The organism is Nonomuraea sp. NPDC052116 (genome assembly GCF_040680035.1).
GTDB classification, from domain to species: domain Bacteria; phylum Actinomycetota; class Actinomycetes; order Streptosporangiales; family Streptosporangiaceae; genus Nonomuraea; species Nonomuraea angiospora_A.
Genome location: NZ_JBFAWA010000036.1, coordinates 17,337 through 42,613, shown reverse-complemented (window position 1 = coordinate 42,613; position 25,277 = coordinate 17,337). Strand labels below are relative to the sequence as shown.

Annotated in this window: 16 protein-coding genes; 5 read left to right on the top strand and 11 right to left on the bottom strand. The window is 71.8% G+C overall.

The annotated features are described in order from the left end of the window. Positions 1-38: 38 nt before the first annotated feature. Positions 39-1,175: a winged helix DNA-binding domain-containing protein gene (locus AB0L65_RS47925; protein WP_364260772.1), complete on the bottom strand. Its 1,137-nt coding sequence runs from the start codon at positions 1,173-1,175 to the stop codon at positions 39-41. Between the two features lie 149 nt (positions 1,176-1,324). Between AB0L65_RS47925 and AB0L65_RS47920 the strand changes: the two genes are divergently transcribed. Further along, entirely contained in the window at positions 1,325-2,458 is a 1,134-nt protein-coding gene (locus tag AB0L65_RS47920) for an aminotransferase class I/II-fold pyridoxal phosphate-dependent enzyme (protein ID WP_364260769.1), read from the top strand. Between the two features lie 7 nt (positions 2,459-2,465). Here the strand turns inward: AB0L65_RS47920 and AB0L65_RS47915 are convergent, their stop codons facing one another. Next, positions 2,466-3,005 carry a DinB family protein gene (locus AB0L65_RS47915; protein ID WP_364260766.1) on the bottom strand — a complete coding sequence of 180 codons (540 nt, stop codon included), beginning with the start codon at positions 3,003-3,005 and terminating at the stop codon, positions 2,466-2,468. A 121-nt stretch (positions 3,006-3,126) separates the two neighbouring features. Between AB0L65_RS47915 and AB0L65_RS47910 the strand changes: the two genes are divergently transcribed. Next, entirely contained in the window at positions 3,127-4,305 is a 1,179-nt protein-coding gene (locus tag AB0L65_RS47910; RefSeq protein ID WP_364260763.1) for a cytochrome P450, read from the top strand. 34 nt (positions 4,306-4,339) lie between these two features. On the opposite strand, the gene AB0L65_RS47905 is transcribed toward AB0L65_RS47910, so the two are convergent. Genes AB0L65_RS47905 through AB0L65_RS47885 form a run of 5 tightly spaced genes read right to left on the bottom strand, consistent with a single transcriptional unit; the run spans position 4,340 to position 9,161 of the window. Further along, entirely contained in the window at positions 4,340-5,080 is a 741-nt protein-coding gene (locus AB0L65_RS47905; protein WP_355205820.1) for a thioesterase domain-containing protein, read from the bottom strand. A gap of 23 nt (positions 5,081-5,103) precedes the next feature. Beyond that, on the bottom strand, positions 5,104-5,844 hold the full coding sequence (locus AB0L65_RS47900) for a thioesterase domain-containing protein (protein WP_364260760.1): 741 nt from the start codon (positions 5,842-5,844) through the stop codon (positions 5,104-5,106). A 17-nt stretch (positions 5,845-5,861) separates the two neighbouring features. After that, the gene (locus tag AB0L65_RS47895; protein WP_364260757.1) at positions 5,862-7,118 is read right to left on the bottom strand and encodes a cytochrome P450; all 1,257 of its coding nucleotides are present in this window, start codon (positions 7,116-7,118) and stop codon (positions 5,862-5,864) included. Beyond that, positions 7,102-8,931: a non-ribosomal peptide synthetase gene (locus AB0L65_RS47890; RefSeq protein ID WP_364260754.1), complete on the bottom strand. Its 1,830-nt coding sequence runs from the start codon at positions 8,929-8,931 to the stop codon at positions 7,102-7,104. Before AB0L65_RS47890 ends, AB0L65_RS47895 begins: the two co-directional genes overlap by 17 nt. An 8-nt stretch (positions 8,932-8,939) precedes the next feature. After that, a complete protein-coding gene (locus AB0L65_RS47885) occupies positions 8,940-9,161 on the bottom strand; it encodes an MbtH family protein (RefSeq protein WP_364260751.1) in 222 nt (73 codons plus the stop codon). Positions 9,162-9,297: 136 nt separating this feature from the next. On the opposite strand from AB0L65_RS47885, the gene vioC reads away from it, so the two are divergent. From vioC to AB0L65_RS47870, 3 genes are read left to right on the top strand one after another with little or no spacing between them, the layout of a single operon-like run. Then, the gene (gene vioC / locus AB0L65_RS47880; RefSeq protein WP_364260748.1) at positions 9,298-10,326 is read left to right on the top strand and encodes an arginine beta-hydroxylase, Fe(II)/alpha-ketoglutarate-dependent; all 1,029 of its coding nucleotides are present in this window, start codon (positions 9,298-9,300) and stop codon (positions 10,324-10,326) included. Between the two features lie 27 nt (positions 10,327-10,353). Further along, positions 10,354-16,896 carry an amino acid adenylation domain-containing protein gene (locus tag AB0L65_RS47875; protein ID WP_364260746.1) on the top strand — a complete coding sequence of 2,181 codons (6,543 nt, stop codon included), beginning with the start codon at positions 10,354-10,356 and terminating at the stop codon, positions 16,894-16,896. Beyond that, positions 16,893-18,344 carry an amino acid adenylation domain-containing protein gene (locus AB0L65_RS47870; RefSeq protein ID WP_364260744.1) on the top strand — a complete coding sequence of 484 codons (1,452 nt, stop codon included), beginning with the start codon at positions 16,893-16,895 and terminating at the stop codon, positions 18,342-18,344. The genes AB0L65_RS47875 and AB0L65_RS47870 overlap by 4 nt, the downstream gene beginning before the upstream one ends. On the opposite strand, the gene AB0L65_RS47865 is transcribed toward AB0L65_RS47870, so the two are convergent. From AB0L65_RS47865 to AB0L65_RS47850, 4 genes are all read right to left on the bottom strand, one after another. Beyond that, positions 18,341-20,659 carry a lantibiotic dehydratase gene (locus AB0L65_RS47865; RefSeq protein ID WP_364260741.1) on the bottom strand — a complete coding sequence of 773 codons (2,319 nt, stop codon included), beginning with the start codon at positions 20,657-20,659 and terminating at the stop codon, positions 18,341-18,343. The two genes, AB0L65_RS47870 and AB0L65_RS47865, sit on opposite strands and share 4 nt — an antisense overlap. 5 nt (positions 20,660-20,664) lie before the next feature. Then, positions 20,665-23,928 (bottom strand): condensation domain-containing protein, encoded by a 3,264-nt coding sequence (locus AB0L65_RS47860; protein WP_364260739.1) that lies wholly within the window; start codon positions 23,926-23,928, stop codon positions 20,665-20,667. Between the two features lie 71 nt (positions 23,929-23,999). Continuing rightward, entirely contained in the window at positions 24,000-24,857 is an 858-nt protein-coding gene (locus AB0L65_RS47855; RefSeq protein ID WP_364260736.1) for an ABC transporter ATP-binding protein, read from the bottom strand. Beyond that, on the bottom strand, positions 24,854-25,270 hold the full coding sequence (locus tag AB0L65_RS47850) for a GntR family transcriptional regulator (protein ID WP_364260734.1): 417 nt from the start codon (positions 25,268-25,270) through the stop codon (positions 24,854-24,856). Before AB0L65_RS47850 ends, AB0L65_RS47855 begins: the two co-directional genes overlap by 4 nt. Positions 25,271-25,277: the final 7 nt, after the last annotated feature.

The window sequence follows — 25,277 nt, the reverse complement described above, 5'->3', positions numbered from 1 at the left end:
GACATGTCGCCCGTGTCGCCTGTCACGCGAACCAGGGGCTACCCCGGAAGCAGCGTGGTCTCCAGGTCGGGAAGCTTCTCCCACCAGCGGTCGTAGCGGCGATAGGGATGCGGCTCGCGCCCGGCCAGCAGCGCCACCAGGGCCTTCGCCTCGGCCGCGAGCCCGTCCCACGCCTCGTCCGGCAACGGGTGGAACGCCGCCGCCTCGATCCCTCCTTCGGCCGGCCGCCACACCCCGGCGACGTAGCCGTCGACGAGCAGCGTGGGCAGCACGTCGCCGTTGGCGCGGATGACGAGCTTGCGGTAGGCCGGCGGGAGCAGGCGGTCACGCTCCACGTGCGCGAGCAGCGTGTTGTCCCACATGGCCATCAGCCGGGGCGGCGCCGGGACGTCCTCGGGCGGGCGGGACGCGCCCCGCAGGTCCCACATCACCTTGCCGCCGGGGCCTTCGAACTGCTCGACCTCGCCGTCCATGGCACGCAGCGCACCCTTGACCCGGGCCTGCTGGACGAGCGCGAACTGCGCGACGTCCGCCACCGACGCCGGTCCGAACGCCTCCAGGTAACGCCGCGTCAGCACCCGCAGGGCCTCGGCCGAGGCGTCCAGGTCGAGCGTGGGCCGAGGTGAGGAGGCCACGCACGACACCCGTGTGGTGAACGACCACGACCCGCCGGTCGGCACCCGCAGCAGCGGCGTGTACGAGCGCAGGATCGCCCACACCCCCGCCGCCGACAGCTCGCCGAGGCGCGGCTCCAGCCAGTCCTTCATCTCCTCCACGGTCCGCGGCTCAGCGGCGAACTCCAGCAGGTCCCTGACCAGGATCCGCCCCGCCTCGACGGTGAGGCCGCGCGGCGTGAAGCGGCCGTTCAGATGGGTGGCGTACATGGTCGGCTCGATGGCGTCGCGGAAGGCCGGATAGTCGTCGACGTGCACGGCGTGCAGCGTCATCCGCATCATCGTCCCCCGCACGACCGTGTAGCTCGAGAAGGCGGCGTCGAGGTCGGCGAGGTCCAGGTCGGCGACGCGGTTCCACAGCGCGACATACGGCGAGGCCGCCTGCTGCGCCTGCAACGCCATCACGCGGCGCACCGCCTCGGCCACCTCCAGCGGCTCCCTCCGCAGCAGGAGCTGCCGATCGAGTGTGGCCCGGTTGAGTGCCCGCGCGGTGAGCTTCATGCCGGGATTCTCTCAGCCCCCGCCTCCCGGGCAGATCCCCCGGAGGTCCCCAGTAGAGGGGACAGGTGCGCGACCGTGGCTCGACCTAGGCTGCCGCTGCGGCGGCATATGCCGCGAAGCCCCATGTCATGCCGCTGGGAGGGCCACAGATGATCGAGGTTGGCAACCTCACCACGATGGAAGTCGACGCGCTGACCGACGTCGATGGCGGCCTCAACCTAACCGACGGTCACGCGAGGCTGGTCCTCTCCGAGCAGCAGGCGGCCATCGTCGCCCGGATCCCGGAGATGTTCGCCGAAGCGTCCCGCCGTCCATTCCCCGACATCGAACGCGAGGCGCACGCCACGTTCCTGAAGGCGATCGGGCAGCACAGCGCCCCGGTCGGCACCGGTCGCATCCTGAGCTGCTACTCCTCGACGCTCGCCACCGACATCGTGGCGCGGGCGCTGCCCGCCGGGTCGACCGTCGCCGTGCTGCACCCCACCTTCGACAACATCGCCGACCTGCTCGTCACCCGCGGGCTGAAGCTGGTGCCGCTGGCGGAGGAGGAGCTGCTCGACATGAGCTGGCCGGGGCCGCCGGTCGGCGCCATCGTGGTGACGCACCCGAACAACCCGACGGGGCTGGTCACCCCCGAAGGCCATCTGCGCTCGCTCGCCGAGCACGCCGTACGGCACGGCCAGATCATCATCGTGGACGCCAGCTTCCGCGGGCAGGTGCGCGACGCGCAGTACGACACCTACGCCGTCCTCGACGAGGCGGGCGCCGACTGGATCGTGATCGAGGACACCGGCAAGTTGTGGCCGACGCACGAACTCAAGATCGGGCTGCTGGCCTACAGCGCGCGGACGAAGCTGCCCATCGACCGGGCGTTCTCCGAGTCGCTGCTGTCCGCCTCGCCGGTGGTCCTGCTGCTCATCGCGAACCTCGCCGGCGACTGGGTGAACGGCGGCTACGAGCGCGCCCGCGACCTGGTGACGCGCAACCGGACGGTGCTCAGGGAGACGATCGGCGAGGTCGATCTGCGGCTGGCCGACCCCGCCTCGCAGATCAGCGTCGCGCGGATCGAGCTGCCTTCCCACGGGCCGGACTCGTCGCTGTTGTACAAGGACATGGTCGGGCGCGGGGTGCACGTGCTGCCGTGCGCGCCGTTCCACTGGGCCGACTCGGACAGTGGTCTCCGGTTCATCCGGGTGTCCCTGGCGCGCCCGTACGACACGGTGGAGTCGGCGGCGCGGACACTGGTCCAGTCGTACACGGAGATGTCCGCGCGAAGGCCGTGAACCCCGGTTACTCTCCCGTCTCCCCGTCCACCGACTCCCGGAGGAGGTCGGCGTGTCCGTTGTGGCGTGCGTACTCCTCGATCATGTGGACCACGATCCAGCGCAGGCTCGGCGCCTGGCCGTTGGGCCAGGCGCGCTGGGCCGGGTGGTCCAGCCCGCCGTCCTCCAGCGCCTCGGCGACCGCCTCGCGGGAGTGGTCCACGGCCTTCTGCCACAGCGCGAACAGCTCGTCCGGGGTGTCGCCGGCGGCGGAGTGCCACTCCCAGTCCTGGTCGGCGCGCCAGTCCACGGTGTTCCACGGAGCGGAGCGGTCCCGGCCGTGCAGCGCTCGGGAGAACCAGTCGTCCTCCACGTAGGCCAGGTGCTTGAGCAGCCCGCCCAGCGTCATCGACGAGGCGCCGACCGTCGCCGTCAGGCCCGCGGTGTCCAGGCCCCGGCACTTCCAGGCCAGCGTCGCGCGCTGGTAGTCGAGGAAACCCAGGAGGGTCGCGGTCTCGTCGCCTGCGACGGGCGGCCAGGGCCGGTCGTGCTCGTCCATGTCTGTCATGGGCAGCGAGTGTAGCCACTGGGGCCCTCCACCGGTCACGACTCGCCAGGCCCCAGGTTCCGGGGACGCGACGAGCGCGTGGCCCCGCCGTACAGTCGCCGTGAGCAGCAGTGGAGTGTTGATGCCGCATTACGATCCGTTCGACTTCAAGGTGCAGGAGGATCCGCATCCCGTCTACGCGTGGATGCGCGAGCACGCGCCGGTCTATCGCAACGAGGAGCGCGACTTCTGGGCGCTGTCCCGCCACGCCGACGTCCACGCCGCGCTGCGCGAGCCGCACCTCTTCTCCAACAGCCACGGCATCTCGCTGGAGCCGGAGCTGTGGGGGCCGCAGGCGAAGAAGACGAGCCTGTTCCTGTCCATGGACCCTCCCGAGCACGGCCTCTATCGAGGACTGGTGGCCTCGGCCTTCACCCCCCGCCGCATGGCCGCGCTCGAACCCCGCATCCGCGAGCTGGCCCGCGCCCGGCTGGAGCGGCTGTGGGACGGGCCGACGTTCGACTTCTGCGCCGACTACGCCGCGGCGCTGCCGAACGACGTCCTCTGCGAGATGCTCGGCTTCCCGGCCGACGAGTGGGACGCGGTCCGCACCGACACCGACCTGCTCAACCACCACGTGGACGGCTCGGACGGACGCAGCCCGGACTCGGCCATGGCCGCCCTGCGCCTGGCGAACCGCTTCGTCGTCCTGGTGACCTCGCTGCGCCGCCGGCCCGGCGACGACCTGACCTCGGCCATGATCGCGGCGGAGGTCAACGGCGCCAGGCTCACCGACGCGCAGATCGTCGCCTTCCTGTTCGTGATGATCGGCGCGGGCAACGAGTCCACCGGCAAGACGCTCGGCAACGCGTGGTACCACGGCTGGCTCCGGCCCGACGTGCAGCGGGCGGGGCTCAACGGGCGGGCCGACGACTGGGCCGCCGAGACGCTGCGCTACGACTCCTCCAGCCAGATGGTGGCGCGCGTGCTGACCGAGGACACCGTCATGCACGGCGTCCGGATGCCCAAGGGCGCCCGGATCGCGCTGCTGCCCGCCTCGGCCAACCGGGACCGGCGGGTGTTCCCCGACCCGGACACCTTCGACCTGGACCGCGAGACCAAACGGATGATCAGCTTCGGGCACGGGCCGCACCACTGCCTCGGGGCCGCGCTGGCCAGGCTGGAGATGCGGATCGCGCTGGAGGAGATCGGGGCGCTGATCTCCTCGTACGAGATCGACCTGGCCAACGCCCGGCGCTCACACTCGCCGCACCAGTGCGGGTTCACCTCGCTGCCCTGCGTGGTGACCCCTCGTACCTGAGCCGAGCGGTACGGCCCGGCCCGGGCCGTACCGCTCAGGCGAGGTCGTGGCTGATGGTCCTGATCACCTGCTGCTCGCCGGCGGAGTCGAAGAAGTGCCCGCCGGGCACCGGGTCGAGGTCGAAACGCGCCGCGGTCTCCACGCGCCAGCCGTCCATCCGCGGCGGCGGCGACTCGATGTCCTCGGTGCCGGCGAAGGCGCGGATCGGCACCTCCAGCGGCTTGTCCGGGTGGAAGCCGTGCGTGCTGAGCACGGTGAGGTCGGCACCCAGCGTGGGCAGCAGGCCCGCGAGCAGCTCGGGCTCGGCCAGCACCTCCGCCGGCGTGCCGCCCATCTCGCGCACGTAGCCCTCCAGGCCGTCCTCGCGGTCTTCCCACGCCCAGGTGCCGTCGTCCAGGCAGGGGGCGATGCTGGCCGCCACGAACAACACGCGCGGCAGCGGCAGCGCGCGTTCCCGCAGCTCGTGCGCGAGCGCCCAGGCCACCCGCGCGCCCATGCTGACGCCGTAGCAGGCGAACGGACGGTCGAGCAAGGGCTTGATCACCGCGATCAGCTCGTCCACGAGCGGCGCCATCCGATCGAACGGCGGCTCGGCGAACCGGTCGGCCCGGCCGGGAAGCTGCACCGCGATCGGCTCGACGTAGCTCGGCACGAGCTGCGGCCAGTGCCGGTACATCGCCGCGCTGCCGCCGGCGTGGTGGAAACAGAGCAACTGGACCTCGGCGGGCGTGCCACGCCCGAAACGCTTGAGCCAGCGGGGGTCGCCGTGCCGCACCTGCCCGTCCTTCCTAACCGTCCTTACGCCGCGCTCAACCCTGAGCACATCACGTCCAGCAGATCCTCGGGCGCCTCGATGAAGCGGTGGTGGCGGCCGTCGAGGAGCACGGAGGTCGTCTCGCCGCACTCCCCCCATCCGCCCATGGTGGAGAACGGGATCTCGTCGTCCTCGGTCCAGCCGATCGCCGTGATCGGGCACGACAGCCGGTACGGCTCCGGCATCACGTACCGCTTGTTGGTCTCGACGTCGGCCCGTAACACCTCCAGGTAGAGCTCGATGAGCTCCGCGCTGGGCTTCCCCCCGAGCTGGCTGATCAACTTCGCCAGCTCGGCGCCGAGCCCGGCGTCGTCCATGGACAGGAACCGCCCGGCGGGCCCGTCCTGCGGGGCCACCTCCGAGGAGACGTAGACCCGGGCGGGCGCGGGCATGCCGCTCCTGATCAGCTCGGCCGACACCTCGTAGGCCGCCAGAGCGGACCCGCAGTGGCCGAAGAAGCCGAACGGCACGTCGAGATGGTCCTCGAGCCCGATCACCATGCTCTTGGCGAGCTCCTGGTAGGTCTCGAAGTTCGGCTCGGCGAAGCGGGTCTCGTGGCCGGGCAGTTCGACGGGCAGGAACTCGACACCGTCGCGCCGCCGCGGCCACTGGCGGTACATGCTGGCGCCACAGCCCGAGTACGGGATCAGGAAGACCCGGCCGGTCGCCGTGGCCGACGGCTCGTGCGGCAGCCATGGATTGCGGCGCTTCGGGCGGTTTGCCATGAGCGGCCCTCCGGGAGTCAGAGCGTCTTAGCGGTGATCGGCAGGTGCTTGAAGCCGGAGATGAAGTTGGAGTGCAGGCGGACGGGCTCGCCGGCCGGCTCGAAGGCGGTGAAGCGCGACAGCAGCTGGTTGAACAGGATGCGCAGGGTGACCCGGGCGACGGTGTGGCCGACGCAGTAATGCGGGCCGATCCCGAAGGCGAGGTGCTTGTTGGGCTTGCGGCGCAGGTCGAACGTCTCGGCGTCCGGGAAGACCTCCGGGTCGCGGTTGGCCGCGCCGAGCCAGGAGACCACCGCCTGACCGGCCTTGATCCTGGTGCCGCGCACCTCGGTGTCCTGGACGGCGTACCTCATGAAGTGGCTGACCGGGGAGCCCAGGCGCAAACCCTCCTCGACCGCGGTGGGGGTGACGCTCAGATCGGCCGCCCACCGGTCCAGCAGGCCGTCGCCGATGTGCTCGGTCATCATGTAGTTCGGCGAGTGCGGGGTGGTGACCACGGCGCCCAGCAGCACGCTGTAGCAGTTGGACATGACCTCGCCGGGCGACATGGTGCGCCCGTCGACCTCGGTGGTGATCAGGATGCTGATGAGGTCGTTGCCGAGGTTGCGGCGGCGCTCCTTGTAGATGTCCTGGAAATAGGCGAACAACTCGCGGTGCGCCTGGTCCAGGGTGGCCTGCGCGCCGCCGGGCACCCGGTACTCCGGATCCTCGGCGGCGATCGAGGCGTTGAGCAGCCGGCCGAGCCAGGGCCAGTCGGCCCGGGGGAGGCCCATGGACTCGCCGCCCACCGCGACCGGCAGCGCCAGCATGGCCTGGGCGAAGTCGAACGGACCGCCGTCGGCGAGCGGGGAGATCACCTCCAGGACCAGGTCGCGGATCAGGTCCTGCTGCGCCTCGATGGACTTGATGGCCAGCGCCTTCTGCAGGCGGGCCCGCATGATCGTGTGCCGGGGCGGGTCGGTCGCGGCGATCTGCCTGCCGCCCGCCGGGTCCTCGACGCCGAGGATGTTCAGGAGCGTGCCGCGTTCGGAGGTGAACGTCTGGGCGTCGCGCAGCACCCGGTCGACGTCGTGGTATTTCACCACCGACCAGAACCCGTTCCGCTCGTCGATCTGCTCCCAGTCCAGGTGGTCATGGTTCCGCAGGTCCGCCCACTTCTCGCGGAAGCGGAAGTCGAGATCGGCGTAGAGCATCGGGTCGGCCAGCCCTCGCGCGGCGGTGCTGACTGGGCAGCCGGGCGCGGCCTGCTCGCCGGTGCTACTGGGTCCCTGCATCCGCGCTCTCCTTCCTGGTCGTGCCGGGCTCCTGCCTCAGGAGCAGTTCCTCGGCGAGGGCGGCGATCGTCGGCCGCAGGTAGAGGATGCGGGCCGGCAGGTTGACGTCGAACTCGGCCTGGAGCGCGGAAAGCAGCTCGGCGGCGAGCAGCGAGTGCCCGCCCAGGTCGAAGAAGTTGTCGTCCACCCCGATCGGCTCGACGTCCAGCGCGTCGCTCCAGATCTCGGCCAGGCGGCGCTCGACCGGGCGGTCCGGCTCGACGTAGTCGTTCCAGACGTTGCGGGGGATCTTCTCGGTGGGCAGCGCCGAGCGGTTCACCTTGCCGTTCGGGTTGAGCGGGATGTCTCGCACCACGATCACCGCCCACGGCACCAGGTGGGCGGCGACGGTCGCGATGAGTTTCTCCCGCAGCGCCGTACCGAAGGAGGTCCACTCGGCCGGATCCATGTCACCCACGGCCACGTAGGCGATCAGGCGGGTGTCACCGGCCCCGTTGGTACGGGTGAGGACGGCGGCCTGCTCGACGCCCGGCTGCCTGAGCAGCTCCATCTCCACCGTGCTCAGCTCGACCCGGTAGCCGCGGATCTTGACCTGCCGGTCGGAGCGGCCGAGGAAGTCCAGCACGCCGTCCTCGGTCCAGCGGGACAGGTCGCCGGTGCGGTACATGCGGCTGCCCGGCGGCCTGGACGGGTCGGGGTCGGCGACGAAGCGCTCGGCCGTCGCGCCGGGCCGGTTGAGGTAGCCGGTGGCGACGCCGTCGCCGCCGACCCACAACTCGCCGACGTCCCCGTGGGGGACCTCCTGCAGCCGTTCGTCCAGGACCCTGCCCGTGCTGCCGTCGATGGGCACGCCGATCGGCACGCGCGTCGCGTCGCCGCTGTCGCGGGTGGTCCAGCACGTGCTGAACGTGGTGTTCTCCGTCGGGCCGTAGCCGTTGGTGAAGATCAGATCCGGGTAGGCGGCCATCACCCGCTGGACGTGCGCGGGAGACAGCACGTCGCCTCCGGCCAGCAGGTGGCGGATGCCGGACAGCCCGTCGAGGTGATGGGTGACGATCTTGTGGAACAGGCCGGTCGTCAGCCACAACACGCTGACGCCTTCGTCGCGGAGCGTCGCCACGATCTCTTCGAGGTCGGCGTGCCCGGTCGGCGCGAGCGCCAGCCTGCACCCCTTCACCAGCGGCATCCAGATCTCGAAGGTGGAGACGTCGAAGCCGACCCGGGTCAGCTGCAGGAAGACGTCGTCGTCGCGGACGTCGATCCAGCCGGGAGCGTTGATCAGCCGCCAGACCGCGCGGTGGGGGACGACGACGCCCTTGGGCTCGCCGGTGGAGCCGGAGGTGTAGCAGACGTAGACGGGGGTGTCGGGGTGGAGCGGCCGCGCCGTTCCGGCCGGCTCAGGTGCGCTCGCCTCGGTCATCTCGGGCTCGACGTAGAGGATGTGCTCCACGTCCGGCGCCTGCTCGCCGAAGCGCGAGCCGACGACGGCGAACCGGGCCCGCGCGTCGCACACGATCTGCTCCCGCTGGCCGGACGGCTCCGCCGGGTCGAGATAGAGGTAGGCGCCGCCCGCCTTGAGGATCGCGTACAAGGTGACGATGAGCTCAGGCGTGCGGCCCAGGACCACCGCGACCACCGACCCGCTGCCGACCCCGGCCGCTCGCAGGCGCGACGCCAGAGCCTCCGCGGCCTCGTCGAGCCGGCGGAAGGTCAGGGTGCTGCCGCGGAAACTGACCGCGATCCGGTCAGGCGTGCGTGCGACCTGCTCGGCCACCATCTCGTGGATGCATCGCGGTGCTCCTGCGTCGGTCATCGCCACTCCTAGTCGTGAGCGGTACTCGCGAGGTGCTCGCGACGGGCGCTGCGCGGGCGCAGGTCCGTCCAGTTGGCCTCGATGTAGTCCAGGCACGCCTGCCGCGTGTCCTCGCCGTGCACGACCCGCCACCCGGCGGGGACGTCCAGCGCCGCCGGCCACAGCGAGTGCTGGTCCTCGTCGTTGACGAGCACCGTGAAGCTGCCATCGGGGTCATCGAACGGGTTCATGAAGTCCTCTCCTTACGCTCCACCAGCAAAGCTAACGAGGACGCCGCCCGCCCGGATGTCCCCTCTAACGGGGACCCATGCGGGACGCGGATGGCTCCTACACTCCGGAATGTCACCGACATGGAAGGGAACCGCGGTGCGCCGTTTGACGCTGACACCGGAGGACAACGCGGAGCTGTCCCCGATGATCGCCGAGATCGCCAAGGCCTACGACACGGTCGAGAACCCCGAGCTGATCCGCCGGGCGCCGGTGCTCGCCCGGTCCTTGCCGGTCCACGTGCTGGAGTTCCTGGAGGAGTACCGGATCGGGGAACCCTCGGCCCTGTGCGTGATCTCCGGGCTCGACGTCGACGAGGCGCAGCTTGGGCACACCCCCGAGCACTGGCGCGACAGCCAGTACGACTCCCCGGCCTTCCCCCAGGAGGTGTTCTTCCTCCTGTGCGGCTCCGTGCTCGGCGACGTGTTCGGCTGGGCCACCCAGCAGGACGGCCGGATCATGCACGACGTGCTCCCCATCAAGGGCCACGAGCACTACGAGATCGGCTCCAACAGCCTGCAGCACCTGTCCTGGCACACCGAGGACGCCTTCCACCCCTGCCGGGGCGACTACGTGGCGCTCATGTGCCTGAAGAACCCCGACGCCGTCGAGACCATGGTCTGCGACGCCGCCGACCTCGACTGGCCGGCCATCGACGTCGAGACGTTGTTCGCCGCCGAGTTCACGCAGATGCCCGACAACTCGCACCTGCCGCAGAACGCCACCGAGTCCACCGGCGACCCGACCATCGACCGGCTGCGGGCCAGGAGCTTCGCGCTCATCCAGTCCTGGAACGAGCATCCGGTCAAGCGGCCCGTCCTGTTCGGCGACCGCGCTCAGCCGTACATGGCGCTCGACCCGTACCACATGAAGACCGAGGGCTGGTCCGAGGCGTCGCTGCGCGCCTTCCAGGGGTTGTGCGACCAGATCGAAGCCAACATGAAGGACGTCAGCCTGCGTCCCGGCGACTGCGTGTTCATCGACAACTTCCGGGCCGTACACGGCCGCAAGTCCTTCCGTCCTCGCTACGACGGGTCCGACCGCTGGCTCAAACGCCTCAACATCACCCGCAACCTTCGCGGCTCTCGCGCATGGCGGCCGGCTGCCGACAACCGCATCATCTACTGAACCCGCGCCGCGGAGGTAAGAGGGCCAGTGACCAGAGGAGACTTCCCCAACGTTCGCACGGTCGCCGAGGTGGAGACGCTGGCGTGGCTGCTCCGGTGGCGGGCTGCCCGCCGGCCCGAGCAGGTCGGTCACGTCTTCCTCGCCGAGGACGGTGCCGAAACCCCCCTCACCTACGGCGAGCTGGACCTCCGGGCCCGCGCGATCGCGGTCCGGCTGCGGCGGGCGGGCCTGGCCGAGGGTGATCGGGCGCTGCTGCTCTACCCGCCCGGCGCGGACTTCCTCGCGGCGTTCTTCGGCTGCCTGTACGCCGGTGTGGTCGCCGTCCCCACGTTCCCTCCCGACCCGTTCCGGCTGGACCGCACGCTGCCGCGCCTGCTCGCCACCGTCACGGACGCCGATCCTCGCGCGGCGCTCACGGTCACTCCGCTGCTGCCTCTGGCCGGCAGCCTGCCCGGGCGGATGGCCTGGATCGCCACCGACGCACCCGCCTCGGACGCGGCCGAATGGCGGCCGCCCGAGGCGACCGCCTCCTCCACCGCCGTGCTGCAGTACACCTCCGGCTCCACCGCCGAGCCCAAAGGCGTGATCCTCTCCCACGGCAACCTGCTGCACAACTCCCGGCTCATCCACGAGTTCTTCGGCACCACCGCGGACAGCCGCGGCATGAGCTGGCTGCCTCCCTACCACGACATGGGCCTGATCGGCGGCCTCCTCCAGCCGCTCTACGCGGGCTTCCCCGTCTGGCTCATGTCTCCCCTCGACTTCCTGCGGCGGCCGCTGAGCTGGCTGGAGACGCTGTCACGGGTGGGCGTGACGGTCAGCGGCGGCCCCAACTTCGCCTACGACCTGTGCGTGCGCAAGACCACGGCGAGCGAGCGGGACCGCCTGGACCTCAGCTCCTGGCGGGTCGCCTTCAACGGCGCCGAACCCGTCCGCCGCGCCACCCTCGAACGCTTCGCCGACGCCTTCGCACCCGCCGGCTTCTCCAAGGAGTCCTTCCTCCCCTGTTACGGCCTCGCCGAGGCCACGCTCATCGTCACCGGCGGCTTCGCCTCCTCTGTGGACGACTCTGCGGACGACTCCGTGGACGACTCCGCGGACGACCGGGTCGGCAGCGGCCGAAGCGCACCCGACCAGAGCGTCGAGATCGTCGACCCCGGCACCTGCCGCCCCTGCCCGCCCGGCCAGGTCGGCGAGATCTGGGTACGCGGCCCCAGCGTGGCTGGAGGCTACTGGGGCCGTCCCGACCTGAGCCGCGAGGTCTTCCAGGCGCGGCTCGCCTCTGGTTCGGGCTACCTCCGGAGCGGCGACCTCGGCTTCCTGCGCGACGGCGAGCTCGTGGTCACCGGCCGGATCAAGGACCTGATCATCATCCGGGGCCGCAACCACTACCCCCAGGACCTCGAGGCCACCGCCGAGCGGGCCCACCCGGCCGTGCGTCCCGGCGGGGTCGCCGCCTTCCTCGTCGAGGACCGGCTCGCTCTGGTGTACGAGCTCGCCAGGGACGCCGGTGACGTGGACATCGCCGCCGTCTCCAGCTCGATCCGCCACCGGGTCGCGGAGGAGCACGGGGTGAACGCCGGCCTGGTCGTGGCCATCCCCGCCGGCGCTCTGCCCAAGACCACCAGCGGCAAGGTACGGCGTGACGCCTGTCGTCAGCGACTGCTGGCAGGCGACCTGCCCGAGATCGGCAGGAGCGAAAGCGACCCCGACGCGACGGACGTGTCCGCCGCCGTCACCCGGGAGGAACTGCTCGCCATGCCCGGCGACCGGCGGGCCGGGGCCGTCCAGGACTACCTGCGTGCCCGGCTCGCCGTCCTCTGCGCCGTGCCCGCCGACGACCTGACGCCGGACCTGCCGCTGCTGGCCGCCGGGCTGGACTCGCTGGGCGCGCAGCAACTCCGGCAGGAGGTCGAGACCGAGCTGGGGTTGCGCCTGCCGCTCGCCGACATCCTCAGCGGCGCCGCGCTGTCCGAGGTCGCCACCCGGATCGCCGCGTCCGCGGACGGTGAGGCCGTACCGGACCCGCACACCACGGCACCGGCGGCACCTGGGACGACGACGCGGCTCACCCCAGGCCAGCGCACCCTGTGGTTCCTGCAGCAGCTGGCACCGGAGAGCACCGCGCACACCACGGTGGCGGCGTTCCGGCTGAGCGGCCCGCTCGACCCGCTCGGGCTGCGGGCGGCCTTCGACGCGCTCGTGTCCCGGCACGACGCGCTGCGGGCGGCCTTCGCCGGCAAGGACGGCGAGCCCGTACGGGTGACCCTGCCGAACCTGCCGGGAGCCTTCGAGCACGTCGAGGTGGACGGGCTCGACGACGAGGCGCTGCGGGCGCGGCTGGCCGAGGACGCCCACCGGCCGTTCGACCTCGCCTCCGGCCCGCTCGTGCGACTGCGCCTGTACCGGCGTGCGAGCGACGAGCACGTGGTCCTGGTGACGGCGCACCATATCGTGACGGACTTCTGGTCGACGATGATCCTCGGCCGTGAGCTCGCGGCGCTGTACACGGAACGGGCGGGCGGCCCGCCCGCCGAGCTCGCACCGCCCGGCGCGGACGTCATGGACGTGCTCGCGTGGCAGGACGCGCTGCTCTCCGGCCCGGCCGGACGTGAGCTGGATCGCTACTGGAGCCGGCGGATCGGCGAAGGCGCTCCTCCGCTGGAGCTCGCGTCCTGGAACGCGCACAATGCGTCGGATCGCGGTCAGGCCCGGCATTTCACGATCGACAGCGCGCTGATCGGCAGGCTGAAGCGATGCGCGGCGGCAGAAGGCGTCACGCTGAACGTGCTGCTGCTCGCCGGTTTCCAGGCACTGCTGCACCGGCTGACGGGCCAGGATGACATCGTGGTCGGCACGCCGGTGGCCGCCCGCACCGGACCGGGTTTCGCGGAGATCGTCGGCTACCTCATGAACCCGGTGCCGATCAGAAGCCGCGCCGACGGACGGCTCACCTTCCGGCACCTGCTGAAGGAGACCAGAAGCCAGGTCATCGGCGCGATCGAGCACCAGAGCCTGCCCAGCGCGCTCCTGGCCGAGCGGCACGCGCGCCGCGGGTTGTTCCAGACGATGTTCGTGTTCAACCAGCCGAACGCCGCCGACCTGGCGCGCTTCCCCGCGGTGCTGCTCGGCCACGCGGGGGTGCGCAGAGCGTTCGGCGGCGGTCTGGTGGCCGAGTCGCTGCCGGTCGAACCCCGGCAGAGCGCGTTCGACGTGGAGGTGTCGCTGTCCGAGATCGACGGCGAGGTCCGCGGCCTGCTCCGATACCGGACCAGCGTGTTCGACGGCCCGGGGGCGGAGCGGTTCGCGGAGACCTTCCTGACGCTGCTGGAGGCCGCCGCCGGCGATCCGGAGACCCGGCTCGGCACGCTGCTGCCCGCGACGGGGGCCGAGCGCGTGCGGGTCCTGCGGGAGTGGAACGCCACGGATCGCGCCGTGGACACGAGCACGACCGTGGCGGAGCTGTTCGAACGGCAGGCCGCCCGGACGCCGGACGCGACGGCCGTCGTGGCGGGCGGCGAGCGGGTCTCCTATCGGGAGCTGGACGAGCGCGCCAACCAGCTCGCGCACCTGCTCGGCGAGAGGGGGGTCACCCCGGGCGCACGGGTGGGGATATATCTGGACAAGGGCCCGGCCATGGTCGAGGCGCTGCTCGCGGTCGTCAAGGCAGGTGCGACCTATGTCCCGCTCGATCCCCTCAACCCCCCGGAGCGGGTCGCCACCGCCTTCGCCGACGCCTCCGTGACGGGCGTGCTGAGCGAGCGCGCCCTGAGAGACAAGCTGCCGGAAGCCCCGGTGATCCTGCTCGACGTGGACCGGCCGGAGATCCGGCGGCAGCCGACGACGCCGCCCCGGGTGAAGCCCTCCGACACGGCCTACGTGATCTACACCTCGGGCTCGACGGGGACGCCGAAGGGGGTGGCGGTCCCGCACGCGGCCCTGACCAACCACACGCTGCACGCTGCCGAGATGTACGGGATCAGCCCGGCCGACCGGATCCTCCAGTTCGCCTCGATCGGGTTCGACGCCAGCGCCGAGGAGATCTACCCCGCCCTGGCGCAAGGAGCCTGCCTGGTCCTGCGCACGGACCGCATGCTGGCCGACCCGGCCGGGTTCCTGCGGGCCTGCGCGGCGGAGGCGGTGACCGTGCTCGACCTGCCGACCGCCTTCTGGCACGACCTGGTGGGAGCGCTGGAGGACGGCGAAGCCGTACTGCCGGAAACCCTGAGGCTCGTCATCATCGGTGGCGAGCGCGCGCTGCCGGACCGGGTCGCGGCCTGGCTGGGACGGGCCGGCGACCGGGTGCGGCTGGTCAACACCTACGGGCCCACGGAGGCCACGATCGTGGCCACGTCCGGCGAGCTGACGGGCGCCGCGGCCCCCATCGGCCGTCCGATCGCGAACACCCGCGCCTACGTGCTCGACGAGGCGTGCCGGCCGGTGCGGGCCGGAGTGGTGGGTGAGCTGTATCTGGGTGGCATCGGGCTGGCCCACGGCTATCTCGATCGGCCGGCGCTGACGGCGGAGAGGTTCGTGGCCGACCCGTTCGGCCCCGCGGGCGGGCGGCTGTACCGGACGGGAGACCTGGTCAGGCACCTGCCGGACGGCTCGCTGGCGTTCGTGGCCCGCGCCGACCGCCAGATCAAGCTGAACGGCTACCGCGTCGAGCTCGGCGAGATCGAGTCGGCGCTGCGCCGCCTGCCCGGCGTCGCCGACGCGGCGGTGATCCTGCGAGAGCACCTGATCGCCTACGTGACGCCTGCCCTGCCCGCCGAGGAACTGCGCGCGTCTCTGCGTGCCGTCCTCCCCGGGTACATGGTTCCGGCCCACTACGTCCCCCTGGCCGCGCTTCCCCGGACCGTCAACGGCAAGATCGACTACGCCGGGCTGCCCATGGCCGACCCCGTCCCCGTGCGGGAGCGCCCGGCCGAGCCGCCGCGGACGCCGGAGGAGCGCGCGCTGGCGGAGATCTGGCGCGAGGTGCTGGGAGTGCCGGAGGTGGGGCGGCACGACGACTTCTTCGCGCTCGGCGGCCACTCGCTGCAGGCCACCAAGGTGCTGGCCCGCGTGGCCGACACCCTCGGGCTGGACCTGCCGTTGCGCGCGGTCTTCGAGTCGCCCACGCTCGCCGCCCTCGCGGCCCGCCTTCCCGGCGCCGCACCCACCCGGTCCGGGCCGGTGCCGCCCGCCCCGCGGGACCAGCCGCTGCCCCTGTCGTTCGTCCAGGAACGTATCTGGTTCCTGCAGCAGGTCGAGCCGGACAGCACCAATTACAACGTCCCCCGGGCCATGCGCCTGTACGGCAAGGTGAACCTGGAGACGGTCACCCGGGCGCTGGCCGACCTGGAGGTCAGGCACGAGATCCTCCGCACGACCTTCCCCGACTTCGACGGCGAGCCGGTGCAGCACGTGCACGAGCCACGCGGCATCCCGGTGACCACGCTCGACCGGACCGGGCTGCCCGAGCACGAGCGCGACGCGTGGATCCGCGACTACATCCTGGCCGCGGGACAGGAGCCGTTCGACCTGGCGGAGGGCCCGCTGCTGCGCGTGTCCCTGGTCCGGCTGGCGGCCGAGGAGTACGTGCTGGTCATGGTGGAGCACCACATGATCCACGACGGATGGGCGCAAGGGGTGTTCCTGCGCGACTTCCTGGAGCTGTACGAGGCGCACGCCACCGGCCGCGAGCCACGCCTGCCCGAGCTGCCCGTCCAGTACGCCGACTTCGCGCTCTGGCAGCGCCGCGCGATCGCGGGGGAGCGGTTGACGACCCTGCTGGACTTCTGGCGCGGCCGGCTCGACGGCGCGCCGCCCCTGCTGCGACTCACCACCGACCGGCCCAGGCCCGCCGAGTCGACGTTGCGCGGCGGTGAGGAGGTCCTGGTCATCGAGGACGGCCTCGCGCGGCGACTGCGCGAGCTCGGGCGGGACCACGACGCCACCCTGTTCATGACCATGTTCGCGGTGTTCGCGATGCTGTTGTACGGCGACAGCCGCCAGCAGGACATCGTCGTCGGCAGCGGTATCGCCAACCGGCAGCGGGCCGAGCTGGAGAACCTGCTCGGCATGATGATCAACACCGTTCTGCTGCGGGTGGACCTGTCCGGGGACCCGGCGTTCCCGGAGCTGCTGGAGCGGGTCCGTGACACCTGCCTGGAGGCGTACGCGCACCAGGACATGCCGTTCGAGAAGCTCGTCCAGCACCTGCGACCGGCGCGGAGCCTGAGCCACACGCCGTTGTTCCAGGTGATGTTCAGCTTCCTCGACACGCCGATGCCGCGGCTGCGGCTGCCCGACGTGCGCTTGGAGGTGCTGAACGCGCACAACCGCTCGGCCAAGTTCGACCTGAACGCGGTGATCATCCCGCATGCCGAGGACCGCTTCCAGGACGCGGGCTCCGGGCCGCGTGAGGAGACGATCACGGTGCTGCTGGAGTACAGCACGGATCTGTTCGACGCGGCGACCGTGCGCGGGATGCTGGATCGCTACCTCACGCTGCTGCGGGCGGTCGTCGCGCGGCCGGGGACGTCGGTGGCGGAGCTGGTGACGGGTGACGGGGTGCTCCTGTGAACGACTCGCTTCCCGCGTTGTTCGCTGAGGTGTGCGCGCGGCAGCCGTACCGGGTCGCGATCGTCTGCGGCGCGGAGCGCCTGACCTACGCGGAGCTGGACGCCGCGGCCCGGGGGCTCGCCGCCGAGCTCGTGCGCCGGGGTGTGCGGCGCGGGGAGCTGGTGGGGCTGCGGGTGAGCCGGTCGGCCGACGTTCCGGTGGCGGTGCTCGGAATCATGCTGGCGGGCGCGGCGTACGTGCCGCTCGATCCGGGGTATCCGGCCGAGCGGTTGCGGCTCATGGTGGACGAATCCGGGATTCGGTACACGGTGGGCGGCGATGTGCCGGTCTGGGGTCACGAGCCGGCTCCGGCGGACGGGCTGCCCGCGCTGACCCCCGCCGACCTCGCCTACGTGATCTACACCTCCGGCTCCACCGGGCGGCCGAAGGGCTGCGTGCTCACCCACGCGAACGTGCTGAGCCTGCTCGACGGCGCGCTGCCGCTGTTCGACGTCGGGGCCGACGACCGGTGGACGCTGTTCCACTCGATCAACTTCGACTTCTCGGTGTGGGAGCTGTGGGGGGCGCTGGCCACGGGAGCGACCCTGGTGATCGTGGACGCCGAGACCTCCGTGGATCCGGTGGAGTTCCTGGACCTGCTGATCCGGGAGGGGGTGAGCGTGCTCAACCAGGTGCCGCCGGTGTTCCGCGTGCTGGTGGAGACGCACGCCGACGCGGGACGGCCACCGCTGCCGCTGCGCTATGTGATCTTCGGCGGGGACGCCGTGGACCTGGACGTCACCGCCGCCTTCCTGGCCGCGCTGCCCGAGGACGGCCGGCCGGTCGTGGTCAACATGTACGGGATCACCGAGACCACCGTGCACGTCACCTTCAAGGAGCTCGACCAGGCCGCGTTGCGGGGCCCCGGCCGCTCGCCGATCGGCCGCCCGCTCCCGCATCTGGACGTCGTGCTCCGCGACGCGCACGGCGTGGCGGTGCCGGACGGCGAGACCGGCGAGATGTGGGTGTCCGGCGGCGGGGTCGGCGTGGGGTACCTGGGCCGTGACGACCTGACGGCCGAGCGGTTCGTCGTCGCGGACGGCGTGCGCTGGTACCGGTCGGGGGATCTGGCCCGGCGTACGGGTGACGGCGAGTTGCAGTACCTCGGGCGGGCCGACCGGCAGGTGAAGCTGCGCGGGCTGCGCGTCGAGCTCGGGGAGATCGAGACGGTGTTGCGCGGGTGCACGGGGGTCCGGGACGCGGTGGTGCGGTTGGTCGCCGATCGCACGCTCGGGGATCTCCTGATCGCCTATGTGGTCGCGGGCGACGGCTATGACGCCAAGCTGGTGCGGGACGAGTGCGGGACGGTGTTGCCCGCCTACATGGTGCCCGCCCGGTACGAGACCCTGCCGGCGATTCCGCTGTCCACCACCGGCAAGGTCGACCGGGCTGCCCTGCCGTACCCCTAAGGCCGCTTCATCGCGACGATGCGCAGCTCGGCGGTGTAACGGGCGCCGCGGGCGTCGCGCAGCCACAGGCGGTCGATGTCCGGCAGCATCTCCGAGATCGTGACCGTACCGGACCCGGTTTCGGCGCTACGGCGGATGGACTTGCCGAGCAGGTTCACCAGCGACAGGCTCCTGAAGTCCACGGCCATCGGCTTGCGCTCGGTCGGCACCCTGACGAAGCCACGTTCCGGCAGGCCGCACTGAGCGCGCCAGCGTCGTCCCTGCACGTAACGCCGCCGCTCGTCCTTGACGAAGGCCCAGGCCACGTCGGCGGCCGGGAACGTCCACGCCTCGCGATTGACGACCAGCCGGTCGACGGTGATGCGCGGGCTGTGCGCCGCGCCGCCGAACGGCTTGAACGCGTCGACGACCAGCGAGCTGAACAGGTCGCCCGCGGCCTCCGTGAACGTGTGCTCGCGGCCGTGTCCGGAGCGATGCCGCACGACGAGATCGTTCCCGCGCCGCTCCACCACCAGGTCCAGCACGGAGACCAGCGGAGACTCCGGTGGCGGCTCGAACGACTCGGCGCCGATGCACAGGTAGGTGTAGCCGGACAGCATCATCTCGTCGGCCCGCGACATCCGCGTGGTGGCCAGCGGCGAGTCGGCGCGCGGGACGACCACGACGCGCTCGTCCAGGCCGCTGGCGACGGCGGCCTCGTGCAGGCGGCGCGGGTCCGGGTGCTGGTTGACGAATACCTTGTTCTCCAGCGTGTTGGCCGAGCAGTGCAGCTCGCCGAGCACGAAGTCCACGTCGCCGCGGGCCAGCGCGTCCTCGTCGGCGGTGAGGAGCATGAGGTCCGGCGAGAACCAGTGCGCGGCGCTCCAGCGCGGCACGCCCGTGGCGAACTCCGCGGCCACCCGGCCGGCGAGCTCCCCGGCGGTGAACCGGAGCTCCCGCGTCGAGCCGAACTTTTCCGGCGGCAGCTCGATCACCCGCCGCCAGCGCCGCCGGAACTCCTCCACGACCTCGTCCACGATCTCCGACCCCGGCGTCAGCGTGAGCCTGCCCAGCTCCGGCATGACCGAGGTCAGCAGTTGCAGCAGCGGCATTGTGGCAGAGCCCGTGCGGGCCGTCTCGCGGTCGAACGACTCGCGCGCCCGGGCCTCGTAGCGCTCGGCGACGGCATCGGTCAGCCACCTCGCGCTGTCCAGCACCAGTCCGAGCGGCGCGGCCAGCGCGTCGGTCACCCTCCGTCCCAGCCGCACGTTGAGGTCGCGGACGGTGTCCTCATAGACGAGGGTACGGCCGGCGTACACGCCACCGGAGCGGCGGGTGGCCTGCCGGCCGGTGATCCGCTCGAACGTCTCGGCCAGCTCGCCCTGCGCCGCCATGAGCCGCTCCGCGTCCCCCGCCGCGGCCGACACGGCGTCACGCGCGCCGACCAGCTCGTCCAGCGAGGACCGGGCGCGGGCGCGTACCGCGGCGTCGGCGATCAGGTCGACGCGCTCGGCCAGCTCCCGCTCGGGCCAGGTGACCAGCTTGCCGTTCAGGTCGACGCGCACCGCGCCGAGCTCGCACAGCCGTAGCAGGACGGCGACGATCGCCGGATCCGGCGGGTCGCCCGCGAGGTCGCGCACGGTGCGGCGGCCGTCGCAGCGTCCGAGGACACGCAGCTCGGCGGCCCGCAGCGGGACCGGCTTGCGGAACGGCAGCCGGAGCACCCCTCCGGTGAGCGTCGCCGCCGCGTCCGTCGTGGGACGCAGCCAGGGCCACACCTCGGGACGCGCCGCGAGCGTCTCCGCCACGGCGTCGATCGCCCAGCCCTCGAAGTAGGCGGTGCGCCGGGACAGCAACCCGGGCCCCGGAGTCATTTCCAGGCCGGTGTCATCCGCGCCGATCCTGGCCCAGCCCAGCGGGCCGAAGAAGCCGACGGTGTCGTTCTTGAGGGAGTAGCGCTGCAGGTACGTCGTGATGGTGAGCTCGTGGCGGCGGCCCTCGCGGTGCGAGCGCGGCTCACCGGCGGCCACCTTGTCCAGGCAGACCCGGACGACCTGCGGGTTCTGCCAGGCCACCGCCTCGCGGAACAGGGGATCGGTGGACGCCCGGCGCATGACGGCGGTCAGCCGGTCGGTGGCGGCGGCCCAGACCTTCTCCCACTGCTGCTGGGTGGCCGGAGCGCGCTCATCCAGGTGGTCCGCCGCGGCGGCCAGCTCGGCGTCGCACAGCTCGGCGAACCACGCGGCCGGGAACCCCGTGCTGCGCAGCGCGCATTCGCGCCACAGCATCCAGCCCGTCGCGCCCAGCGGCGTGTGGTGCTCGGTTTCCTGGGTCATCGTCCTCAAGCTCCCGGTCCGGCCGACTCGATCTCGTTCAGCAGCGCTTCGAGGTCGTCGGCGCCGTACAGCTCTCCCTGAGCGCGGACGATCAACTGGGCCAGGCTCTCCACCGTCGGCGAGCCGAAGACGTCCCGCAGCGACAGCTCGATGCCGAACGTGTCACGGATGCGCGAGGCGAGCTGGGTGGCCAGCAGCGAGAAGCCGCTCAGCTCGAAGAACGTGTCGTGGACGCCGACCCGCTCCACGCCGAGCAGCTCCTCGAAGATCGCGACGAGACGGTGTTCGATCGGCGTGCTCGGCGGCGCATAGTCGTCGACCGGGTCGCCGTCGTCGTCGGGGATGGGGAGCGCGTCGAGGTCGTAGTCGCCGTCGCGGGTGCGGGGCAGCTCATCCAGGATGAACAGGTGCTCGGGCATCAAGGCGTCGGACAGCACCGTGAGGAGGTACTGGCGGATCTTGACGGTGCCGAGCGCCGGGTCGGGGCCGGTGAGGTAGCAGACCAGCACAATCCTGCCGTCCGCCGCGACATGCTCGGTCACCAGCGCGTCCCGGATGTCCGGACCGTCGCGCAGCGCGGCCAGCGTCTCGACGGGATCGGCGTCCGCCCGGCCGACGAACTCCAGCGTGCCGTCGATCCAGCGGCGGGCCAGGTCGCCGAAGTGCTGGGAGCCGGAGCAGAGCTCGGCCACCTCGCCCACGGCGGCGAGCTGATCGCCGGCGTGCCGCAGCTCGGCCCGGTCGTCGGCCGGACCGCCGCTCAGCGGCACCCGCACGCCTGCGTCCTGCGGCTGCCAGTCGGCCGGGACCGGATAGACGGCGACCGGCCGCCCGTCGCGGCTTACCCGGTAGACGCCGACACCCCGGCATCCGGGCGACAGGCGGCGCAGCGCCACCAGGTCGTGGGAGATCAGGTCGCCGGAGTTCTCCACGAACGCGTGGCGGAGCGCCGGGAGCGTCTCGCGGGCAGCGTCCAGGCCGCGCAGGATCGCCGGGGTCAGGTAGGCGACCGTGGCCGCGTGCTCCCTCAGCAGGGACAGGTCGCCGCGCTCCGGCAGCAGCAGCGCCCCTCCGGCGCCGAACGCGCTGGACATCGCCGACACCAGGTGACCGGGCAGGGCCGACAACACCGCGAACCGGTCATCCTCCTCCAGCCCGAACCTCCGCACCGCCCAGTCAGCCTCCGGCCGTGCGCCCGGCCCCTCCTGACCCGGCTTCCCGTCCTCCGGCCGCCCCGGATCCGGCCCGTCCGCGTCTCCGGTCACACTTCCGCCGTCGTTGCCGGATATTTCGGCGAAGATCGGGCTCAGATCGACATCCGCCTCGCTGCCCGGGAGCACGTCCACCACCGTGGAAACCCCGAGATACCGTGCCGCGACCGGCCCCGCCTCCTCGATCACCGAGAAGGTCACGCCTGCCTTCCCGCATCCGAGGACAGCCGCCACGAAGGCCGCCGAGTCCCGCCGTACCACCCCGAAGTGCTCCATCTGCGACGCCGCACGCTCCGACACCACGCGAGCCACCCGATCGGCCGCGCGGCTGATCCACCGATAGCTCCGCTCGCCGTCCCGGTCGATCACCGCGACCCGATCCCGCCCCTGCGCGAACCAGTCCACCGCCAGATGCGGCGCCACGGCAGGCCAGTCACCGGCGGCCGTCTTCCCGGCCGCGTCCGGCGGGTAGTCCAGCAGCCCCCGGCCGGGATCCTCCACCACGGCGTGCAGGAACACCCGCAGCTGCTCCATCAACACCCGCATCATCGCCGACCGGTACCGCTCGGCGTTGAACTCGAGGTGGATCTGCAGCGCCTCCCCGACCTCCTGCGCGCTGATCATGAGATCGAACTTGCTGTCCAACGCGGGCATCTCCATCGGCTCGACCGCGACGCCGGTGATCTCCTCCGCCACCGGACTCCCGATCACGTTGAGCAGCACCTGGAACAGCGGCGTCCGGCCCGGGTCCCGTGGCACCCGCAGCTCCTTCACCAGCACGTCGAACGGCGCGTCGGAGTGCGCGTACCCGTCCAGCGCGACCTGGCGCACCCGGGTCAGCAGGTCGGCGAACGTCGGCTCGCCCGACAGGTCCACCCGGAACGGCAGCGTGTTGACGAAGAACCCGATCAACCGATCGGTGCCTTCGTCCGTACGCCCGGCGACCGGCACGCCGATCACCACGTCCCGCTGCCCGGACCAGCGGCCCAGCGTGGCGGCCAGGCTCGCCAGCAGCACCATGAACGGCGTCACACCGTGCTTGCGGCACAACTCGTGCAGCTCACCGGTCTCCTGCGGCGACAGATCGAACCGCAGCCGCTCACCCCGCGCTCCCCTGGCCGGGGAGAATCGCCGCGCCAGCGGCAACGCCAGCGGCGGTGGCGCGTCGGCCAGATGCTCGCGCCAGTAGCCCACCTCTCGCTGGAGCGCCTCGCCCGCCAGCGCCGCCCGCTGCCACACCGCGTAGTCCCGGTACTGGATCGGCAGCTCGGCCAGCTCCGCCCGCTCCACGTCGCCACCGGCCTCGTACAACGCCGACAACTCACGCACGAACAGCCCGACCGACCAGGCGTCGGAGACGATGTGGTGCATCGTGACGGCCAGCACGTGCTCGGTGTCGCTCAGCTTGACCAGCAGGCACCGGAACAACGGCCCCCGCGCCAGGTCGAACGGAGTGGTCGCCTGCTCGTCCGCCAGCCGGCGCGCCTCGTCGAGATCGGCGCCCTCGACGACCTCCAGCCCCCAGCCGGCGCCGAGATCGTCCACCACCTGGACCGGCCGCCCGTCCACGGTCGGAAAGCGGGTACGCAACGTCTCGTGCCGGACCAGGATCGCGCGGATGCTCGCCTCCATCGCCGCCACGTCGAGCGGCCCCACCAGCCGCCGCCGCCCGTGCACGTTGTAGGCGGTACCCGGCCGGAGCTGGTTCTCCAGCCACAACCGCTCCTGGTCGAACGACAACACGGGCTCGGCCTCAGCCGTACGCGGCTCGACGGCGGAACCCTCCGACGACGAGCGCGCGGCCACCACCGCCGCCGCCAGCCCGGCCACGGTGGGGGTGGCGAAGAACTCCTTCACCGAGACCCGCACACCCAGGATCTTCCTGATCCGCGCCACCACCTTGGGCGCCAGCAGCGAGTGCCCGCCCAGCTCGAAGAAGTCGTCGAACACGCTCAGGTGCGAAGAGCCGAGGATGTCGCGCCAGATGTCCGCGACAACCTCCTCATAGGGGGTACGCGGGGCCATGCGCCGGCTCGGAGCCCAGGAAGGGTGTGCCATAGCCGAACCGTACGTGTCGCCCCCGGGCGTCCGGATGTCACACAAAAGGGGGATCGCAGCCCGTCCGGGCGCTACCGCCGGATCACGTGCTCCGGGCCGGGCAGCGCCGCCGACTCGGGGCTGCGCAGATATCCCATGACGAGATCGGCCAACCCGGCCCGCCGCGCCTGCCCGCGCGGGTCGGGGGCGGGCTCGCCCCTGACGAGGAGCTCGGCCTGCCTCCCGGCATGGCTCGCGCTCACGATCGCGGTTCCGGCCGCCATCGGCCCGGCCGACTCGGTGGGCCCGGTGAGGACGTAATGGCCGGCCAGTAACTCCTCGATGTCGCCGCTCACCTGCACCTGCCCGTCGTTCAGCATGACCAGCCAGTCACAGGTCTCCTCGATGTCGGCGACCACGTGCGAGGACAGCAGCACGGTCAGCTCCCGCTCGGCCACCTCCGCCATGATCGAGCGCATCACATCGTGCCTGGCGAGGGGGTCGAGGTTGGCCAGCGGCTCGTCCAGCACGAGAAGGTCGGGCCGCCGGGCCATCGCCAGCGTGATCGCCACCTGCGCCCGCTGCCCGCCCGACAGGACGCCCACCTTCCGATCCAGCGGCACACCCAGCCGGCCGAGCCGGTCATGGGCGGCGCCGTCGTCGAATCGGGAGTTCACCCGGCGGCCGAAGGCGAGCATCTCGGCGGCGGTGAACCTCTCGGTCAGCGGCCTGTCCTGGGCCACGAACGCCACCTCGCCGTGCACCACGACGCTGCCGCACGTGGGCTTGAGCATGCCGACGGCGGCGTGCATCAGCGTGGTCTTGCCCGCGCCGTTCGGTCCCACGAGCGCGGCCACGCGCCCGGCCGGGATCGACAACGAACAGTCACGCAACGCCCAGGAGCGGCGGTACCGCACACCCAGCCCGTTCGTCTCCAGCGCCGGCCTCACGCCGCGCCTTCCTTCGCGCCCTTCCCTGGGCCGCCCTTCTGGGAGTCCGCGAGGACAACGGTGACCAGCGCTCTCAGGTCCTCCTGGTCGAGCCCGGCCTCGCGTGCCTCGCGTACCCACCTCTCCAGGTCACGCCGCAATCGGGTGTGCGCGACGAGCGTCGCGCCTGTGACGCTCTGCAGCACGAATGTCCCCATGCCCGGCCGCCCTTCGACCAGACCGTCCCGCTCCAGCTCGCGGTAGGCCTTGAGCACGGTGTTGGGGTTGATGGCCAGGCTCTCGACCACCTCGCGGGCGGTGGGCAGCTGGTCGCCCGGCCGCAGCGTGCCGAGCCTGAGAGCCTGCTTGACCTGGTGGACGAGCTGGAGGTACGTCGACACTCCCGAGCCGCGGTCGAGGTGGAACTCGATCACCGCAACA

Excerpts from the sequence above, each read along its gene's own strand:
- AB0L65_RS47890 (WP_364260754.1), bottom strand. The coding sequence starts at position 8,931 with ATGACCGACGCAGGAGCACCGCGATGCATCCACGAGATGGTGGCCGAG.
- AB0L65_RS47900 (WP_364260760.1), bottom strand. The coding sequence starts at position 5,844 with ATGGCAAACCGCCCGAAGCGCCGCAATCCATGGCTGCCGCACGAGCCG.
- AB0L65_RS47915 (WP_364260766.1), bottom strand. The coding sequence starts at position 3,005 with ATGACAGACATGGACGAGCACGACCGGCCCTGGCCGCCCGTCGCAGGC.
- AB0L65_RS47920 (WP_364260769.1), top strand. The coding sequence starts at position 1,325 with ATGATCGAGGTTGGCAACCTCACCACGATGGAAGTCGACGCGCTGACC.
- AB0L65_RS47925 (WP_364260772.1), bottom strand. The coding sequence starts at position 1,175 with ATGAAGCTCACCGCGCGGGCACTCAACCGGGCCACACTCGATCGGCAG.
- AB0L65_RS47895 (WP_364260757.1), bottom strand. The coding sequence starts at position 7,118 with ATGCAGGGACCCAGTAGCACCGGCGAGCAGGCCGCGCCCGGCTGCCCA.
- AB0L65_RS47865 (WP_364260741.1), bottom strand. The coding sequence starts at position 20,659 with ATGACCCAGGAAACCGAGCACCACACGCCGCTGGGCGCGACGGGCTGG.
- AB0L65_RS47910 (WP_364260763.1), top strand. The coding sequence starts at position 3,127 with ATGCCGCATTACGATCCGTTCGACTTCAAGGTGCAGGAGGATCCGCAT.
- AB0L65_RS47885 (WP_364260751.1), bottom strand. The coding sequence starts at position 9,161 with ATGAACCCGTTCGATGACCCCGATGGCAGCTTCACGGTGCTCGTCAAC.
- AB0L65_RS47860 (WP_364260739.1), bottom strand. The coding sequence starts at position 23,928 with ATGGCACACCCTTCCTGGGCTCCGAGCCGGCGCATGGCCCCGCGTACC.